We start from the raw sequence: 17,091 nt of genomic DNA, 5'->3' as shown, positions 1-17,091 counted from the left end.
GGCTCAACCGGCTGCTGGTCGCCTTTGGACAGGTCATCTGCAAACCCGTTCATCCACGCTGTGAGTTGTGTCCCATAACGCACTTATGTCCAGATAGACTATAAATATTTATATCATTTCTGATTCAGAATTTTCTTTTATCGTATCACTCTGAAGGTCTTCTGATGCTTTTTCATCCTGTAACTTCTTCTGAGCGTTTTTGATAAAGTCTACTCCGTTTTCTCCTTTCGCATAACAGCGATTATAGACCAAAGCCTCGTCAATCGCCTGATATTCTCCTTTCAGTCTGGCGAGTTCCTCTTCCTCATCCCCCGCCAACATAACGAAATAGGCAGGCCAGAAAAGTACGGTACCCACTACGACCATCGCCACATCTCTATTATGGGCTGAATCCTGCGACTTAGTAGCCGATACAAGACGGTAACTCACATCTTCCATATCTTTTTCCAGCAGTTTACATTCTCTATCGATGTACTTTGATTTGGGAACATAAGCAGCTTGCACTTCCGTAGCTTTTTTGGCACAACCACTAAACGATGCAGCCAACAGTACCCCACTCATTGCAATAGCAATTTGTTTCTTCATGATTGATGTCTCCTTTCAAACAACATAGCTTATGTTAAACTTTCCCAACATTTTTGGGAATGTCATTTTCAAAAAAAAATCGATTTCAAAATGACCAGTTCAAACAAACCATCATAAAAGAGAGAGAATGACCGGCGGATTTTTTGCGATACTCGACGATATTGCGGCACTCCTCGACGATACGGCCGTCATGAGCAAAGTAGCTGTCAAGAAGGTGGGCGGTGTACTGGGCGACGACCTGGCGGTCAACGCCGAACAGGCGGCAGGCCATGCGGCGAAACGGGAGCTGCCGGTCATTTGGGCCATCACGAAGGGTTCGTTTCTCAACAAATTCATCATCCTGCCCGTCGCTTTTCTTCTCGGCGCGTTCGCCCCATGGGCCATCGTCCCCATTCTGATGCTCGGCGCAGCCTACCTCAGCTACGAAGGAGCCGAAAAAGCGTTCGAATACCTCCTTCCTCGTAGCCATCACGACACAATGGACAAACCGGTCGACGAAGCGACAAAAGTCAAATCGGCCATCCGAACCGATTTCATCCTCTCTATCGAAATCGTCGTCATCGCCCTGGGTGTCGTCGCCGACAAGCCTATTCTCACACAGATCATGGTCGTCACGCTTGTCGCCTTGGCAGCGACCGTCGGCGTTTACGGCATCGTCGCCCTGATGGTCCGCATGGACGACATGGGCCTTTTTCTCATCGAGCAGTCCGTCAAAACGAAAAACAGACTTTCAAGACTCTACCGGAGTCTCGGCCGCCTGCTGGTCGCATCGATGCCGAAACTGATCAAAGCACTCGGCTACATCGGCACCGTCGCGATGCTGCTGGTCGGCGGAGGCATCGTCGTCCACCACACCCCGTGGCTTCACCATCTGCTGCACAGCTGGCCATCGCTGCTGGCCGAACTTTTTGTCGGTCTGGCCTTCGGTTCGCTGCTCCTCGCCCTCGAGCACCTTTACAAAACGATGAAAAGAAACGGTTAGCCCTCTTTCAGATACTCCACCAAAAATCCGTCATTGATGCGGTAGTCGCCGCGGCCAATACGGGTAATGTGCCCCATATTCTCCAATCCGCGATAGACCTGCCGCAGTGCAGGGCCCTTCAGCCGCTGGGGCAAACCGTTTGCGAGACGGTAGATGACATCGTGAAAATGCTTTTTCGACTTGATCTCCCGCACATACTCCTCGACCAGGTCGAGCACCTCTTCGTAACCTGCCTCATACGCCATCTCGATATCATCGGATGTCACCGTTTTGATATCTTTTTCCAATGCAATGTAGTAGAGATTCTGCATTACGACCATCGTGTTGGCGGGATGTCCCGACAGCCTCTCGATACACGCCCGCAGCGTTTTCCTCTCTTCAAAAACGATCCCTTTTCCGCGAAAAGCCGCGATGAGATCCGTTTCAATTTCACCATAGTCGAACGGCTCGAGTGTCAGACGGCGGCAGTAGTTGTAAAAGGGCGATTTTCTGTTTTCGAAAATCTCCGACATGATCGTTTCGATACTGCCGAGAAAGTAGTAGACGACATGACGTTCGTGATGCTGAATGGTACCGCGCAGCAGCTCGAGTACGGCATCTTTTTTGTAGCCGAATTCCCCAATGTCCTGAAACTCGTCGAATACCACGTAAAACCGCTCTCCCCGGCTTTTGGCAATGGCAAACAGATTGTCGAGCGCTTCGGCGAGCAGTTCGTGCCCCTCTTTCCGCTCCTTCTGCTCGAGCAGCCGGATGGATGCCTTGACAAGACCGAAGTCGAGGCTCAGCTCCTTTTCCGCGTCACTCAGAAGATCGACAACACTCTTTCCGGCCCGGGCCGCGAACCCTTGTAAACCCATAATCTCGTACCCGTAATCGATGATCTTCTCTGCAATCGTCTCGAAACGTGTCTCACGCCGCAGATCGACATAGAGCATCTTCCGCTTCGCTTCTCCAAACGCCTCTTTGATGAGTGACGTTTTCCCGTATCTTCGCGGGGCCTTGATCATTGCATCCTGTCCATCCTGGATGAACCGAATCAACAGTTTCAGCATACGGGAGCGGTCGTAAAAGTTTTCTCCCGTCACAGGACGTCCGATATTGAACATATCTCGCCTTATTTATATATTTTATGAATTATATCATATATGGATTTCATTATTTATAAATATTATATATTTTTCTTCCGCGCCTTCCCTTTCCAAAAAAGTATTTAAATCGAATCGAAAAGGACAAGTGATATACTTTTAGGACCAAACCATCCGTGAGGAAACGATGCAATTCGCCAACTATCTGAAAGCCTGCCGGGAAACCTTCTCTCTGACCCAGGAACAGCTTGTTACGGAGTTGTACCTTTTCGACGACGAACTTTTCGAAGGGGTTACACCGACAACACTCAGCCGCTGGGAACGGGGTGTCACGTCGACATCGTTCAACCGCATGGCGGGTATTCTCTCCTACTTTCAATCCCGAAGCGGCCTGCCTCTGCCATGCCTGCAGACAAAAAATGCCGAAGAGATCGAAACGTTGATGTGCGAGGAGGAGATCGGTGAACTTTTCAGACCAAAAGTTATGGTATCGAACGTGCCGCTCGAGCATAAAGGATTCGAGTCATTCGAACTGATCACCCTGCGCCATCATCCGAGGGCCGAAGAGCTGCTCGAGCTCAACGCCATGCTGCATCGAAGTGCCAACACCTCGTTTACACGTGTCGATACCGAAAAATTCAAAGTCTGGATCGACTACCCTGGCAACCTCTTCCTGGCGGCAACCTACAAAACTTCATTTCTCGGACTGCTCTTCACTCTGCGTCTCAAACCCGGCAGCTTCGATAAAATCATCGATTTCGAGATGGAAAAAGATGCGTTGCGAAAAGAAGATTTCGCCGCACCCAACGAAGAAGGATCGGTCTATCTGCTCTCGTTTTTCGCCTTGTCACAGGAGGTGGCGACGATGCTCTTTCGCCGTCTTTATGCCCACCTCATCGCCAACCAGGAGCAGACACGGGAAGCCGGTTTCATCTCTTCATACGAGGAGGCACAAGCGCTGGCTCAAAAACTGAACCTTCCGCGGGCAGGAGAACATACCTGCGAGGGAGAGCAGATCATCGCTTTCCGTTCGTCGCTCTTCTCACTCATGACTTCGCCGATGGCACTGAGGACACTTTTTCCAAAACACCAATGCCCTTGAGACAGGCCATCTCTATTCTGTCCACCGCTTCATCGAGCGGCCTCACCAGCTTCAGGTACTCGTTTTTCGTAATTTCACCCCGTTCATACCGTTCGAACAGCTCCATCCGCTTTTCATTCAGCTCATAAAGTGTCATTGTATCTCCTCTATCCCATCTCCCACCCTCCTTTTTGAGGCAGGCTGGAACCGGATGGGTTCTAGACGATTGTATGGGAATCCATTCACGGAAGCCATGTCATTTTTGCCAAACATTTTTTTCTCAAATGACAAGTTGTTCTATAAAAAGCTCGGTTCTCCTCCTGCGATTTGAGGGACCCGTTCAAGCTCAGACTCTCGCAAAAACGGGGTAAAAACAGGGATCTGGTCATCGGTTTTGGCGGCAGACACCGGTTGTCGTCCATGGCCATTCCAGACGACACAAAAAAACGATGCGGGTGTATCCTCGACTCCTGCAGCGGTCAGAATGTTTGACACCCTACCGCTTGAAGAGTTACTGTTGTATCCACTATCAAGAATTCCTCAAACAACAATGTATTACAATAGCGGAAAAAATTTGCGAGGACGGGATATGTCGGTAGGAAAAACGTTGGGGCTGATTTTTTTGGCGGCTTTCATTCTCATGCAGCTGATTCCGGTCGAGCGGAACAATCCGAAAAGCGATCCGGCACTTGAAATCGAAGCACCGACAGCGGTCAAGGAAATTTTCAGGCGCTCCTGCTACGATTGTCACTCGAACGAAACGAAATGGCCGTGGTACAGCGCCATCGCACCGGCGAAATGGTTTGTCGCGCGGGATGTGCGGGTCGGCAGACAATGGCTCAACTTCAGCGAGTGGGAAAGCTACGACGAAAAAAAGAGAGAGAAGCTCAAAGCGATGATCTTCAAAGCGGTCGGTCTGGCGATGCCCCTGGGTACCTACGTAAAGATGCACAAAGAGGCGCAGCTCTCGCAAAAAGACCGTGACACGATCCGCCAATGGACGGGCATCCGCCCCGAAGAGATAATGAACAATCCGAAAAGGTTTCTCTATTGATAAAATTCGTTCTGTATACGCATATACTTTCGGCAACGGCATGGGTGGGCGGCTCGCTGCTGCTCTTCGCCCTGGGCATCCTGCTGCGTGACAAACAGGCACAGAAAGCGGTCTATGCCCATCTGGGACCCATCTACGGCTATTTCGAAACCTTCTGGCTGATTCTCCTGTGGGCGACGGGGCTGACGATGTTCTTCCACTTCGGCATCGACGATGTCATGGTCAACGCGCCCCTTTCGGAACTGGCCCAGCTGATGCAGGTGAAACTGATGATCGTCGGCCTATTGACCCTGTTGACGATCATCCATATGTTCATCGCCTTCAAAACACACAGTATCGAACGGACAACCCTGCAAAACATCGTTTCACGGGGCAGTTCGATGATGATCTTCCTGTTGAACCTCGTTATTGTCTGGTACGCCATCGGCATTCGGGATATGCTCTGACACCATGAACAGAATCTACGAAGATGCCGATATATATATCGAGTGGGAACAAAGTGACATACCGTGGGTGAAGATATTTACCCACCAGCCATACAAGGAGTTGACGGAGTGCCCCGAGGCGCTCCGTCGAAAACTGTTTGACATTTACACGATTGTCGAAAAGGCGATGATCGACTACTTCAAACCGACAAAGATGAATATGGCGTCGTTCGGCAACTACCTCCCGCGTGTCCACATTCACGTGATGGCACGCTTCGAAGCCGACAGCCACTTTCCCGAACCGATGTGGGGCGAGAAACAGAGAGAAGGGGCGATGGAACTTCCCGACTTCAGACTGTTCGAAGCCCTTCTGCGCGAGCGACTGAAAGGATTGAAATGATTTCCGACAGCATCACCGCAATGACGGCACACCGGACATGGATGAACCAGAATGCCCACAATGTCGCCAACGTCAATACCGAAGCATTCGATGCGTCACGCACCGTCATCACGAACGGTCCCGAAGCGGTATCGGAGCCAACCGGTCAACCGACCGACCTCTCCAGGGAGCTGCCGGAGCAGGTCGTAATTTCCGGAGGATTCGAAGCACAGCTCTCCACCATTCGTACGGAAGACGAGATGTTGGGCACACTGCTGGATATGATGGGCTGAGAGATGGGCGGCAATATCGGCATCAATAACGCGGCTCTGATGCAGCAGATCGCTGTGGAAACGATGAAAAAAGCGATGGACATTCAGGCACGCGAGGTTCTTTCGGTACTCCAGAGCGCATCATCGCCACAAAGCACACCGAGCTCTTCCGACGTCTCCCGTTTGACAGGCCTCGGACAGCGGATCGACCTCAGAGTCTGAATCTGGAACCGATCTCGAAAATACCCGTATGCGCCTGCAGAGACGGGTTCTAATCCACCACCTTCTTTAGACGCTCTACCGTCTCTTCAAAGGGCACCGGTACGTGTGCATCCTGTTTCAGAAACTCTTCCATCACCGTTTTTTTATCCAATGCCTCGTCGAGCTGCGGATCGGTTCCGCGCTGGTAGGCACCGATGCGTACCAGCATTTCGTTCTCTTTCAGCAGCGCCAGCAGCTGTCTGAATTTCTGGGCGGCGGCCAGATGGTCCGGTTCGGTCACATCGGTGATGACCCGTGACGCCGACGAGAGGATGTCGACCGGCGGATAGATGCCCCTGTCGGTCAATTCGCGGCTCAGGACGATATGTCCGTCGAGAATACTCCGGCTCTGGTCGGCGATGGGATCGTTCAGGTCGTCACCCTCCACCAGCACGGTGAAAAAAGCGGTGATGGAACCGTGCCCCTCCTCTTTGCCGGCACGCTCCATCAGCTGCGGAAGCAGTGTCAGCGACGAAGGCGGGTACCCTTTCGACGTCGGCGGCTCGCCGAGCGCCAGGCCGATCTCCCGCTGCGCCATCGCGAAGCGTGTCACCGAATCCATCATAAAGAGGACATCGTGCCCTTTGCGCTTGAAGTATTCCGCCACACTCATCGCGCTGAACGCTCCGTATTTCCGCATCAGCGCACTGTCGTCGCTGGTCGCGACGACGATGACGGTGTTGGTCAGATCGTTGTCGAGGTTTTTGGCGATGAACTCGGGCACTTCACGCCCCCGCTCGCCGATCAGCGCCACGACCTTGATCGTCGCCTCGCTCCCTTTCACGATCATGCCCATCAGCGTCGACTTCCCGACCCCGCTTCCGGCGAATATGCCGACTTTCTGCCCTTTTCCGCTCGTCAGGAGACCGTCGACACTCTTCACCCCCACGCTGAAATGTTCATTGATGAGCCCCCGTTTCATCACATCCATCGGCGACTTCATGATCGGTTCGAAATCCTCCAGATGAACCGGTCCGTTTCCGTCGATCGGGTTCATAAACGGATCGACGACCCGCCCAAGCAGTTTTTCGCCGACCGGGATGTCGAGGCTTCTGCGGTTCAGCAAAACACGGTCGCCCACCTTCATCCCTTCGATAAATCCGAACGGCGTGATCGTAAAGGTATCGGACCCCAGAGAGGTCACCATGCCGAGCCGACGCTCTTCGCCTGCCAGAATCGTCACACTCTGCCCGATACTCACTTTCAGCCCCGAAGCGACAATGGCATTGGCGCTGATACTGTGAATGACACCGTATGCCGGTGAGAGAGATGTGGTGCGGATCCGTTTGCGGAGTGATTTGAGCGGCATGGCGTTGTGTCAGTACCTCGGCCGCAGCGGTGCGTTGACCATGCTCATGAACTCTTCGCGCGTCTTGGCGTCGCGTTTGAAGAGCCCCCGCAGCGCCGACGACACCGTCGTGGAGTTGATCTTCTCCACCCCGCGCATCTCCATACACATATGACGTGCCTCGATGACCACCGCCACCCCCTTCGGCTGAATCGTCTCCAAAATCGCATCGGCGATCTGTTCCGTCATCTGCTCCTGGATCTGCAGACGGCGCGCGAATATGTTGACCATCCGGGGGATTTTGCTCAGCCCCACGACCTTGCCGTCGGGAATGTAGGCCACATGTGCCCGTCCGATGATCGGCAGCAGGTGATGCTCGCACATCGAATAGAACTCGATATCCCGCACCAGCACCATTTCGTCGTTGCTGCTTTCAAAGAGGGCGTCGTTGAGCACCTTTTTGGGATCCATCCGGTACCCTTCACACATATGCATGAAGGCCTTGTAGACACGGTGCGGCGTCTTTACGAGCCCCTCGCGTTTCGGATCTTCTCCAATGAGCTCGAGTACCGTCGTGATCGCTTCTTCGAATTTTTTCGATTTTTCGCTGGACATCTCACTGACTCTTTTTATTTGAAGTATATCGATTTTTGGGTAAAAAATTCCATTCTTCCATGGCTGTAGACTTATAAAGGGAGTTTTGGGTAAAATAATGCACTAATTTTTCAGAAGGATCGTAAGCCAATGGAAGTGACTGCCAAAAAAACAGACAGTGCCAACGTCAGTGTCGAAGCGAAAATCGCACAAAACGACATCGAAAAAAAAGTGGAAAAGATCGCCAAGCAGGCGGCGAAACAGATGAAGATCGACGGGTTCCGTCCGGGCAAAGCACCGGTTTCGGTCATCAAGAAACGTCTGGGTGAAAGACTTGTTCAGGATGCGGAAGCGGAGGCCCTCCGGGATGTGCTCAACAGAGCATCCAAAGAGCTGGAGCTCGATGCCGAAAAAATTATCGGAGAGCCCGCCGTCACGAAATTCGACCGTGGAGAAGAGTTCATCGATGTCGTGTTGAAACTGAGCCTGCGCCCCGACATCGAAATCGAAGATATCAGCAACATCATTCCCGAAGTCAAAACACCTCGCGTGACGAAAAAAGAGGTGGAAGAGCGTATCAAAGAGCTTGCCGAAGCGCAGGCACCGTTCGAATCGGTCGAAGAGGATCGCGGTCTCGAGGAGGGCGACCTTGCTGTCTTCGATTTCGAAGGTTTCCTGAACGGCGAACCGTTCGAAGGGGGCAAAGCGGAAAATTTCGAGCTTCGCATTGGAAGCGGCCAGTTCATTCCCGGCTTCGAAGAGCAGATGAAAGGGATGAAAAAAGGCGAAGAAAAAACGATCAAAGTCACCTTCCCGGAAGATTACCGCAACAAAGAACTCGCCGGCAAAGAGGTCGAATTCAAAATCAAACTGAATGACATCAAAACGAAAAAACCGGTCGAGATCAACGACGAGCTGGCCAAAAAACTGCTCGGCAAAGAGGATGCGACACTGGCAGATTTCGAAAAAGAGGTCAAAGAGCAGATTCGCAGCGAAAAACTGAGCAAACTCTACAACGAGGAGCTCAAGCCGAAGCTGGTCGAAGCGCTGGTCGAAACGTTCGAATTCGATCTCCCCGAAAGTGTCGTCGATCAGGAGATCGAGATGGCACTGCGCAACAAAGTGCAGCAGATGAGCGAAGAGGAGCTGGCCGAGCTGCGTGAAAACGAAGAGAAGGTCAAGGAGCTGCGCGAATCGCTGCGCGAAGATGCGACAAAAAGCGTCAAAGCCACCTTCATCGTCGACGCACTCGCCAAAAAAGAGGGCGTCGATGTAAGCGATCAGGAGATGATGCAGACGATCTACTACGAAGCGATGAGCATGGGGCAGGATCCGCAGCAGACGTTCGAATACTACCAGAAGCAGAACCTGCTCCCCGCTATCAAGATGGCGATGATCGAAGACCGTCTTCTGACCAAACTGCTCAACGAGAAAAAAGAGAAAAAAGAAGAGAAAACCAAAAAAGAAGAAGCATGAGCTACATTCCATTTGTAATCGAAAAGAGCGGGCGCGGCGAACGCTCGTACGATATCTATTCGAGACTGCTGAAAGACCGTATCATCATGCTGAGCGGACCGATCGACGATGCCGTCGCCTCCTCGATCGTCGCCCAGCTTCTCTTCCTCGAGGCGGAAGATCCGGACAAGGACATCTACCTCTACATCAACTCGCCGGGCGGCGTCATCACGAGCGGGTTCAGCATCTATGACACGATGAACTACATCAAACCCGATATTGTGACGATATGTATAGGACAGGCCGCTTCGATGGGTGCCTTCCTCCTTGCATGCGGAGCACCGGGCAAACGCTACGCGCTGCCCAGCTCTCGCATCATGATCCATCAGCCGCTCGGCGGCGCACAGGGACAGGCGACCGACATCGAAATCCAGGCCAAAGAGATACTTCGTCTCAAAAAGTACCTGAACAAAATTTTAGCGGAGCGTACCGGTAAAACGGTCCGAACGATCGAAAAAGATACCGAACGTGACTTTTTCCTCGGCGCCGACGAAGCGAAAGAGTATGGCTTGATCGACGAAGTGCTCAAACGAAGTTTCAAATAATCTTATTGACAGGATAGAGAATGGAGCGTGGTGGACGATACAGAGCACATGATCTGGGTGAACCGACGAGTGACCTCGAGAAATATGCACGCGAAGTCATGGATGCGATGATCCGTGAAGGCATTCCTCCGACACCCTCCAATTTCGATGCCTATTTCGACAAACTGCTCGACAACAAGCCGGCACCCTTTCGCAAACGTATTCTGAAACTGCTCGAACTCGAGGACGGGGGTGATGACAATCACCAGGGCGTTCTCGAACAGCACCTCAAAGAGGCATTCGCCAATATTAAAAAATTTCTCCAGCATATCAATCTGCTCTACAAAAACCTGCGCCATCTCGAAACCCTTATCGAAAAGCGTGCGTACGAAGCGGACGCCATCGCCGACAAGAGTGCAATGAACACACTCCTGGACACCATGAAAAAAGATATCCAGACGATGACCAAGATCATCAAAAAAGATGCGAACGAGCTCAAAGAGACCTATGCAACGACCAGCGAGCTGGTGCAGGAGGTGCAGGAACACGCCATCCACGACGAACGGTACGGTGTATTTAAAAAAAATTATCTCCTTCGCAAAATGGAGCAGGAAGAGAGACTCATCAAAGAGTTCCACCATGACAGCACACTGATGCTCGTGCGGGCGAGCGAAGATGTCATTTCACGATTGAAAAGTCCAAAAATTCAGCATCTCGTGCTCCGTACCGTTGCGAGACTGCTGCTGAAAACCTCCCGGCGAAGCGATATCGTCGCCCATTATGAGGGGAGTATTTTCGCGATACTGATGCGCCATACATCACTGGAAAACGCCCAGCAGGCCTCCGATCGCCTCAAGGATCTGGTCGGCAATACCAATTTCTTCGTAGGGGATGAGGAGATCATGCTCGATGTCAACATCGGTATCGCACGCATCGATCTCGACCGTTCGATCGAACAGACGATCGTCTGCGCACTCGAGGCCCTCGATATTGCGAAAAAAACCGACGAACCTTGCGGCATCTGCCCCCAGGACGTAGAGATTTAGCGGAGTTGCATAGATGAAACTACCCATTCTCGTCTACCCGGACAAACGGCTGAAACAGCAGAGCAAGCCGGTGACCGAATTCGATTACGATCTCCACAAACTGCTCGACGACATGAACGAAACGATGATGGCGAGCAACGGCATCGGACTGGCGGCCATTCAGGTGGGTCGTCCGGTCCGCGCCCTGCTGATCAACCTGCCCGACGAAGAGGGCAACCAGTATCCCGAGAATCTGATCGAAGTGATCAATCCCGTCATTCTGGAAAAGCGGGGCTCCACCACCTATACAGAGGGGTGCCTCAGCGTGCCGGAGTATTACGACGATGTCGAACGCGCCGAGTGGATCCGCGTCGAGTTCCAGGACCGCCACGGCGAGAAGAAAGAGATCGAAACCGACGGTCTTCTTGCCATCGCCTTCCAGCACGAGATGGATCATCTCGACGGCCACCTCTTCATCGAAAAGCTCTCGTTCCTCAAGCGCAAGAAGTTCGAAAAGGAGTGGAAAAAGAAGCTGAAAGAGCTCAAAGAGAAAGCGGTGTGAAGCACCTTCTTTCCGCCACCCTCGACGGTCTCGATGCCAAACCGGTCGATGTCGAAGCGACTTTCACGAAAGGGCTTCCCGCATTTGGAATCGTCGGTCTCGGCAGTACATCGATCCAGGAGTCGAAAGAGCGGGTCAAATCGGCGCTCCTGACCAACGGTTTCTCCTTTCCACCTCTCAAGATCACCGTAAACCTGAGTCCCTCGGACCTACAGAAATCGGGCAGCCATATAGACCTGGCGATCGCGCTGGTCATCGCACTGCAGAACGAAGAGATCGACCCCGGCGATCTTTACGTATTCGGCGAACTCGGTCTCGACGGCACGCTGAAAGATACCCGTTCCATCTTTCCGATTCTCCTCTCCCTCAAAAACCAGAATCTCGTCAGCAAAGCGATGGTCCCCAGAGCATCCCTCGAAAAGCTCTCGCTGATTCCCGGCATCCGTTACTTCGGCGTCGACAATCTGACCGAAGCGATCGCCGTCTGCAAAGGAGAAGAACCGCCCGCGACCATTGAAGCGACACCCATCGAGGGCGAGACGCTGTCGCTTCGAAACGAAACCTTCCATTTCATCCGCGACTACCCCGACGATTTTCAGGATGTCAAAGGGCAGGAGGTGGCCAAACGCGCAGCCCTCATCGCCGCGGCCGGCATGCACAACATGCTGATGGAGGGGAGCCCCGGATGCGGCAAGAGCATGATCGCCAAACGGCTCCGCCATATCCTCCCGCCGATGTCTCTCGACGAGATCCTTCGGGCCAACCAGTACGCCCTGCTCGGAGACGAAGAACCCTCCTTCCGGCCGAAGCGCCCGTTCCGTTCGCCGCACCATTCGGCAAGCAAGCCGAGCGTCTTCGGCGGCGGATCGAACCAGGCGCGCATCGGAGAGGTCGCCCTGGCGAACGGGGGGATTCTTTTCTTCGACGAATTTCCGCACTTCCAGAAATCGGTGCTCGAAGCCCTGCGCGAACCGCTGCAGGACCACCGCGTCCTTATTTCGCGTGTCAACAGCAAGGTGGAATACGCCACACGCTTCATGTTCGTCGCCGCGCAGAACCCCTGTCCGTGCGGCAACCTGTTGAGCAATGTCCACCCATGCCGCTGCAGCGACCTGGAGATCAAACGCTACAAACAGCGCCTCTCCGATCCCCTGCTGGACCGCATCGAAATCTATGTGCAGATGCAGGAGAGCGATCCCGAAGACCGCCCCTCTGTCGACTCCGGCACAATGCATGAAAAGGTTGTCGAAGCCTTCCGTCGGCAGATGGAAAGAGGGCAGAGACACCTCAACGGCAAGCTCGGCGAAAAGGAGATCGAAACCTTCTGCCCTCTCGACACGGAAGCGGAAACACTCCTGCTCAAGGCGGTCAACAACTTCGGTCTCAGCCACCGCAGCGTCGCCAACGTCAAAAAAGTGGCCCGCACAATCGCCGACCTCGCCGGCTCCGATACCATCGAAAAAACCCATCTGCTGGAATCCCTGAGTTTCCGAAGGAGATAACCGATGTCCCGACCGATTCTGGCTCTGCTTGGCACCATTCTACTGCTGATTCTCGCAACGGCCCTCTTTCCTCTCTATCTTTCGTTAAAAGAGCCTGATATCATCGACCGGCCCATCCGTTTCGGCCCCGAACGCACCGCCCTGACACTGGCCTATATGAAGGAGCACTACGACATCGACACCAACGACACGACCATCGTGCCGCGCATCATCGTCATCCACTACACCGCTACAAAAACGGCCGATGAAGCGTTCAAAACGTTCGACCCCGAGCGGCTGCCCGCAAGCCGCCACGATATCGCCGATGCCTCGGCCCTGAATGTCTCGGCCCATTTTCTTGTCGATCGGGACGGCACCGTCTACCGTCTCATGCCCGAGACCACGATGGCCCGTCACGTTATCGGCCTCAACTGGTGCAGCATCGGTATCGAAAACGTCGGAGGCGCAAACGGCGCCGACAACCTGACGAAAGCGCAGCTCAAAGCCAATGCCGAACTCGTTTTCCATCTGGCATCCAAATATCCGACCATCAAATATCTCATCGGCCACTACGAATACAGGAAATTCGAACACTCTCCTCTCTGGAAAGAGAAAGATCCATCCTACCGGACGGAAAAACAGGACCCGGGTGAACGCTTCATGAAAGAGCTGCGCAAACTCGTCCACAATCTCCGCGCCGAACCATGATCGACACCCCTCTGGCCTATCTTCTCTCGGTCGCGTTCATCGCCGCGGTGTTCGGCATCGCCGAGCGTGTCAAAAAAACGCGTTTCGTCTTCGACTACCTGCCCGCCGTCGTGCTCATCTACGCCGCATCCATGCTGGCGGCACAGCTGGGCCTGTGGGAAAAGAGCGATGCCGTCACCACCGTCTACAAAACCGCCAAAAGCAACCTGCTGCCGGCGATGCTCTTTCTGATGCTGCTCACCGTCGACCTCCGCCGTTTCGTTAAACTCGGACCGAAACTGCTCACCGCCTATGCCTCGGCTACACTCTCCATCATGGCAGCCTTTGTCGCCGTTTTCACACTGTTCGGATTTACTGAAAAAGAGGCAGGAATGTTCGCCGCCCTGGCAGGGAGCTGGATGGGTGGCACAGCCAACATGCTGGCGGTGGGCAGCGCCTTCGGTGTGGACGATACGGCCATGGGGTATGCTCTGGCAGTGGATGCCGTCTGCTACAGCCTCTGGGTCGCATTTTTGCTGGCGTTGGTGCCCTTCGCCGGACGTTTCGCCCGTTTCAGCGGCGCGGAAGAGACGACACAGAGCCAGGCGGAGCTCGGGTGCGCCTGCACCATCGGCCCACGACGCTATTGGCTGCTGCTGGCAGCCGCTTTCGCCGTCGCCCTCTTTTCCCAGTGGGTCGCTGCCAGACTGCCGGGACTTGGCGCCACCACTTGGAGCGTGCTCATCGCCACGATTCTGGGCATCGCGGGCAGCTACACACCCCTCTCGCGTGTCAACGGCTCCACCGAGCTGGCGGGCACGATGCTGCTTTTGCTCGTCGCCCTTATCGGCTCCCGCGCCGATTTTTCCGACTTTTCCGAAGTCCCCCGGTATGTGGCGGCGGGATTCGCCATCCTGGCACTCCACGCCGCGCTGCTCCTGCTCGCCGCCAGGCTCTTCCGCCTCGATCTCTTCTCCATCGGTGTCGCATCGCTGGCCAATATCGGCGGCGTCGCCTCCGCCCCCATCCTGGCATCCGCCTACCACCGTTCACTGGCAGGCATCGCCGTGCTGATGGCCGTCATGGGCTATCTTGTCGGTACCTTCGGCGGGCTGACGGTAGGGTATATATTGCAATGGATAGCCATATAATCCCATACCAATTAGCTCTTCGGCCTACTATCGGTTTCGCTACAATGCCCTTATGACAACAACAATCGAAAACTATAGATTAACAACCGTTCATATACCCCTTGAAACCCCTTTTGTTACGGCCTTGCGCCGGGTCGATGCCGCCGTGGCGGTACGGCTGGAGCTGTTTGACGAAGGCGGGCTCTGTGGCGTGGGCGAAGCGCCGCCGACCGTGGCGATTACCGGAGAGTCGCTGGAAGATATCCGGAGCGCTCTGCAAAAAGTGCTGCTGCCGGAACTTCTACACAAGCTGCTGACGATGGAAGAGGCGCAACGCCTTCTGCACGGCGCCTGCTCCGGCCATACCAGCGCGAAAGCGTGCCTGGAGATTGCCCTGCACAACCTCTTCGCCCAGAAAACGGGTATTCCCCTCTGGCGATACCTCGGCGCCGGGAAACTCTCCGATGTGGTAACGGCGGTAACGGTGAGCCTGGGAACTCCCGATACGATGGCGAAACAGGCGCGGAACTTTTGGCGAAGGGGGCTGGACATTCTCAAAGTCAAAGTGGGCGGCGGAGACGGGGAGGATCTCCGGCGCATCCTTGCCGTGCGGGAAGCTGTACCCGATGCAAAGATTCTCGTCGACGCCAATCAGGCGTGGAACGAGGAAGGAGCTCTGCGTATCATCGACGCCATCGCGCCTCTGGGCATCGAACTCGTCGAGCAGCCCCTGAGAGCCGACGATCTTTCGGGCATGCGCCGCCTCACGGCCCGAAGCCCCGTGCCGATACTCGCCGACGAGTCGGCCTTTACACTGGAGCAGGTCAAAGAGGTCATCGAAACCGAAGCGGCCCGTATGGTCAATGTCAAGCTGATGAAGTGCGGCGGCATCGCCAAAGCGAAAGAGATCTTGGTATGGTGCGACGAAAACGGCGTGACATGCATGATGGGCTCGATGCTCGAAACTCCTGCCTCGATCGAAGCGGCGATGCAACTTGTGATGGCCTATCCGCAGACGATACGCTATGCCGATCTCGACAGCCCGCTGCTTTACAGAGAGCTGCCGAAAGATTGCAGCATCGCAGCTTCCGGAAACAGACTCTACCTGGAGGAACAACGATGAAACCGGATGTCAACGATTTCTCCATCGTCGAGGAGATCTGGCACGCCATTTCGCATGGATTCGGGCTCTTTCTGAGTACGTTCGGTTTCGGTGTGCTGGTGACACTTGCCGCCGTAAGCGGCGATACGGCAAAAATCCTCACGAGCATCGTATTTGGCGTCGGCCTCATTCTGATGTACGGGGCCTCGACTCTCTATCACGCCATCACTCACCACCGCATCAAAACGGTTCTGCAGACGTTCGACCATGTGGCAATCTACGTGCTCATCGCATCCACCTACACCCCCGTCGTTATTCTGGGCGTGCAAGGTGTGTTCGGCTGGATATTGCTGGGGTTGGTCTGGAGCATGGCCATTGTAGGCATCGTGTTAAAAATCTTTTTTCCGAAACGGTTCGAGATATTTTCGCTCATTCTCTACGCCGTGATGGGATGGCTGATCGTTGTTGCATGGAAACCTCTCGTCGCCCATGCAGGATGGCTGCCTTTCATCCTGCTTTTCGTAGGCGGCCTGGTCTACACCCTGGGGATATTTTTCTATGCGAAAGAGTCGATGAAGCTAAACCATGCCATCTGGCATCTATTCGTACTGGGGGGCAGTGTGTTTCATTTTTTCACCATTTTTTTGCTGGTAAAAGGGTAGACACCCGGATAGATTGAAAGAAGATGTGTCGAAAGAGAGATTGCGGAGCCTTCGCCCCGCCGATTGTCGAACCGTCAGAAGACGGCGACGACCCCTTTGGTGATGAAGTAGCCGCCGATGACGAGCCAGGCGAACATCGCACCCGCCGCATAAAGGGGCGCCAGTCCCAATCCTTTGAACTTGGCGAAGCGCGTACCCATACCCAGTGCGGTCATCGCCATTGTCAGGAGAAAGGTATCGATCTGGTTGATGTTGGTGATCGTACTCTGGATCATGCCGGCCATCGCTTCGGTTGCACCGCTCTCGACATAGCCCTGAATGAGTGAGTTGATACCCGCCATTCCGATGAAATAGACGGCGAACCAGGGAATCACGAGCTTCACGCCGCCCGCTTCAC

23 protein-coding genes are annotated in these 17,091 nt (G+C 54.1%); 17 read left to right on the top strand and 6 right to left on the bottom strand.

Annotated features, from left to right (window positions below):
• The first annotated feature begins 11 nt into the window (after nt 1-11).
• A complete protein-coding gene (locus tag Q1K24_RS09765; RefSeq protein ID WP_366903625.1) occupies nt 12-104 on the top strand; it encodes a hypothetical protein in 93 nt (30 codons plus the stop codon).
• Nucleotides 105-108: 4 nt separating this feature from the next.
• Here Q1K24_RS09765 and Q1K24_RS05510 read toward each other — a convergent pair whose 3' ends face one another.
• Nucleotides 109-585, bottom strand: coding sequence for a hypothetical protein (locus Q1K24_RS05510; protein WP_300367200.1), 477 nt, complete (start codon nt 583-585; stop codon nt 109-111).
• 127 nt (nt 586-712) lie between these two features.
• Here Q1K24_RS05510 and Q1K24_RS05505 point away from each other — a divergent pair, with 127 nt between their 5' ends.
• Entirely contained in the window at nt 713-1,567 is an 855-nt protein-coding gene (locus Q1K24_RS05505) for a DUF808 domain-containing protein (protein WP_300367197.1), read from the top strand.
• Here the strand turns inward: Q1K24_RS05505 and Q1K24_RS05500 are convergent.
• The gene (locus Q1K24_RS05500) at nt 1,564-2,673 is read right to left on the bottom strand and encodes an ATP-binding protein (RefSeq protein WP_300367194.1); all 1,110 of its coding nucleotides are present in this window, start codon (nt 2,671-2,673) and stop codon (nt 1,564-1,566) included. The two genes, Q1K24_RS05505 and Q1K24_RS05500, sit on opposite strands and share 4 nt — an antisense overlap.
• A 166-nt stretch (nt 2,674-2,839) precedes the next feature.
• On the opposite strand from Q1K24_RS05500, the gene Q1K24_RS05495 reads away from it, so the two are divergent.
• Nucleotides 2,840-3,754 carry a helix-turn-helix transcriptional regulator gene (locus tag Q1K24_RS05495; RefSeq protein ID WP_300367191.1) on the top strand — a complete coding sequence of 305 codons (915 nt, stop codon included), beginning with the start codon at nt 2,840-2,842 and terminating at the stop codon, nt 3,752-3,754.
• Here the strand turns inward: Q1K24_RS05495 and Q1K24_RS05490 are convergent.
• Nucleotides 3,699-3,890: a hypothetical protein gene (locus Q1K24_RS05490; RefSeq protein WP_300367188.1), complete on the bottom strand. Its 192-nt coding sequence runs from the start codon at nt 3,888-3,890 to the stop codon at nt 3,699-3,701. The two genes, Q1K24_RS05495 and Q1K24_RS05490, sit on opposite strands and share 56 nt — an antisense overlap.
• A gap of 432 nt (nt 3,891-4,322) precedes the next feature.
• Between Q1K24_RS05490 and Q1K24_RS05485 the strand changes: the two genes are divergently transcribed.
• Genes Q1K24_RS05485 through Q1K24_RS05465 form a run of 5 tightly spaced genes read left to right on the top strand, consistent with a single transcriptional unit; the run spans nt 4,323 to nt 6,085 of the window.
• Nucleotides 4,323-4,787, top strand: a complete 465-nt coding sequence (locus tag Q1K24_RS05485; RefSeq protein WP_300367185.1) for a heme-binding domain-containing protein — start codon at nt 4,323-4,325, stop codon at nt 4,785-4,787.
• Complete coding sequence (locus Q1K24_RS05480) at nt 4,784-5,233, top strand: hypothetical protein (RefSeq protein WP_300367182.1); 450 nt, start codon at nt 4,784-4,786, stop codon at nt 5,231-5,233. Before Q1K24_RS05485 ends, Q1K24_RS05480 begins: the two co-directional genes overlap by 4 nt.
• A 4-nt stretch (nt 5,234-5,237) precedes the next feature.
• A complete protein-coding gene (locus Q1K24_RS05475) occupies nt 5,238-5,612 on the top strand; it encodes an HIT domain-containing protein (RefSeq protein ID WP_300367179.1) in 375 nt (124 codons plus the stop codon).
• Nucleotides 5,609-5,884, top strand: coding sequence for a flagellar biosynthesis protein FlgE (locus Q1K24_RS05470; RefSeq protein ID WP_300367176.1), 276 nt, complete (start codon nt 5,609-5,611; stop codon nt 5,882-5,884). Before Q1K24_RS05475 ends, Q1K24_RS05470 begins: the two co-directional genes overlap by 4 nt.
• 3 nt (nt 5,885-5,887) lie before the next feature.
• Nucleotides 5,888-6,085, top strand: coding sequence for a putative motility protein (locus Q1K24_RS05465; protein ID WP_300367173.1), 198 nt, complete (start codon nt 5,888-5,890; stop codon nt 6,083-6,085).
• Nucleotides 6,086-6,134: 49 nt separating this feature from the next.
• Here the strand turns inward: Q1K24_RS05465 and fliI are convergent, their stop codons facing one another.
• Both fliI and folE read right to left on the bottom strand, forming a co-directional pair.
• Nucleotides 6,135-7,433, bottom strand: coding sequence for a flagellar protein export ATPase FliI (gene fliI / locus Q1K24_RS05460; RefSeq protein ID WP_300367170.1), 1,299 nt, complete (start codon nt 7,431-7,433; stop codon nt 6,135-6,137).
• 9 nt (nt 7,434-7,442) lie between these two features.
• Nucleotides 7,443-8,027 (bottom strand): GTP cyclohydrolase I FolE, encoded by a 585-nt coding sequence (gene folE, locus Q1K24_RS05455; protein WP_300367167.1) that lies wholly within the window; start codon nt 8,025-8,027, stop codon nt 7,443-7,445.
• Nucleotides 8,028-8,156: 129 nt separating this feature from the next.
• On the opposite strand from folE, the gene tig reads away from it, so the two are divergent.
• Genes tig through Q1K24_RS05410 form a run of 9 tightly spaced genes read left to right on the top strand, consistent with a single transcriptional unit; the run spans nt 8,157 to nt 16,694 of the window.
• Nucleotides 8,157-9,482, top strand: coding sequence for a trigger factor (gene tig, locus Q1K24_RS05450; protein WP_300367165.1), 1,326 nt, complete (start codon nt 8,157-8,159; stop codon nt 9,480-9,482).
• Complete coding sequence (gene clpP, locus Q1K24_RS05445) at nt 9,479-10,066, top strand: ATP-dependent Clp endopeptidase proteolytic subunit ClpP (RefSeq protein ID WP_300367162.1); 588 nt, start codon at nt 9,479-9,481, stop codon at nt 10,064-10,066. The genes tig and clpP overlap by 4 nt, the downstream gene beginning before the upstream one ends.
• 20 nt (nt 10,067-10,086) lie before the next feature.
• Nucleotides 10,087-11,091: a diguanylate cyclase gene (locus Q1K24_RS05440; RefSeq protein WP_300367159.1), complete on the top strand. Its 1,005-nt coding sequence runs from the start codon at nt 10,087-10,089 to the stop codon at nt 11,089-11,091.
• A gap of 13 nt (nt 11,092-11,104) precedes the next feature.
• Nucleotides 11,105-11,632, top strand: coding sequence for a peptide deformylase (def, locus tag Q1K24_RS05435; RefSeq protein WP_300367156.1), 528 nt, complete (start codon nt 11,105-11,107; stop codon nt 11,630-11,632).
• Nucleotides 11,629-13,134 (top strand): YifB family Mg chelatase-like AAA ATPase, encoded by a 1,506-nt coding sequence (locus tag Q1K24_RS05430; RefSeq protein ID WP_300367153.1) that lies wholly within the window; start codon nt 11,629-11,631, stop codon nt 13,132-13,134. The genes def and Q1K24_RS05430 overlap by 4 nt, the downstream gene beginning before the upstream one ends.
• A 3-nt stretch (nt 13,135-13,137) precedes the next feature.
• Nucleotides 13,138-13,821, top strand: coding sequence for a peptidoglycan recognition family protein (locus Q1K24_RS05425; RefSeq protein WP_300367150.1), 684 nt, complete (start codon nt 13,138-13,140; stop codon nt 13,819-13,821).
• The gene (locus tag Q1K24_RS05420) at nt 13,818-14,951 is read left to right on the top strand and encodes a DUF819 family protein (protein ID WP_300367147.1); all 1,134 of its coding nucleotides are present in this window, start codon (nt 13,818-13,820) and stop codon (nt 14,949-14,951) included. Before Q1K24_RS05425 ends, Q1K24_RS05420 begins: the two co-directional genes overlap by 4 nt.
• Before the next feature lie 52 nt (nt 14,952-15,003).
• On the top strand, nt 15,004-16,053 hold the full coding sequence (locus tag Q1K24_RS05415; protein ID WP_300367144.1) for a dipeptide epimerase: 1,050 nt from the start codon (nt 15,004-15,006) through the stop codon (nt 16,051-16,053).
• Nucleotides 16,050-16,694 carry a hemolysin III family protein gene (locus Q1K24_RS05410; protein WP_300367141.1) on the top strand — a complete coding sequence of 215 codons (645 nt, stop codon included), beginning with the start codon at nt 16,050-16,052 and terminating at the stop codon, nt 16,692-16,694. The genes Q1K24_RS05415 and Q1K24_RS05410 overlap by 4 nt, the downstream gene beginning before the upstream one ends.
• Before the next feature lie 74 nt (nt 16,695-16,768).
• Here Q1K24_RS05410 and Q1K24_RS05405 read toward each other — a convergent pair.
• Nucleotides 16,769-17,091: putative sulfate exporter family transporter (locus Q1K24_RS05405; protein ID WP_300367138.1), on the bottom strand; the 323-nt coding region annotated here is incomplete at its 5' end.

Origin of the sequence: Hydrogenimonas sp. (assembly GCF_029932565.1) — a bacterium.
In the GTDB taxonomy this organism is placed as follows: domain Bacteria; phylum Campylobacterota; class Campylobacteria; order Campylobacterales; family Hydrogenimonadaceae; genus Hydrogenimonas.
The sequence above is the reverse complement of the archived record's forward strand: the minus strand, read 5'-3'. Positions and strand labels throughout refer to the sequence as shown.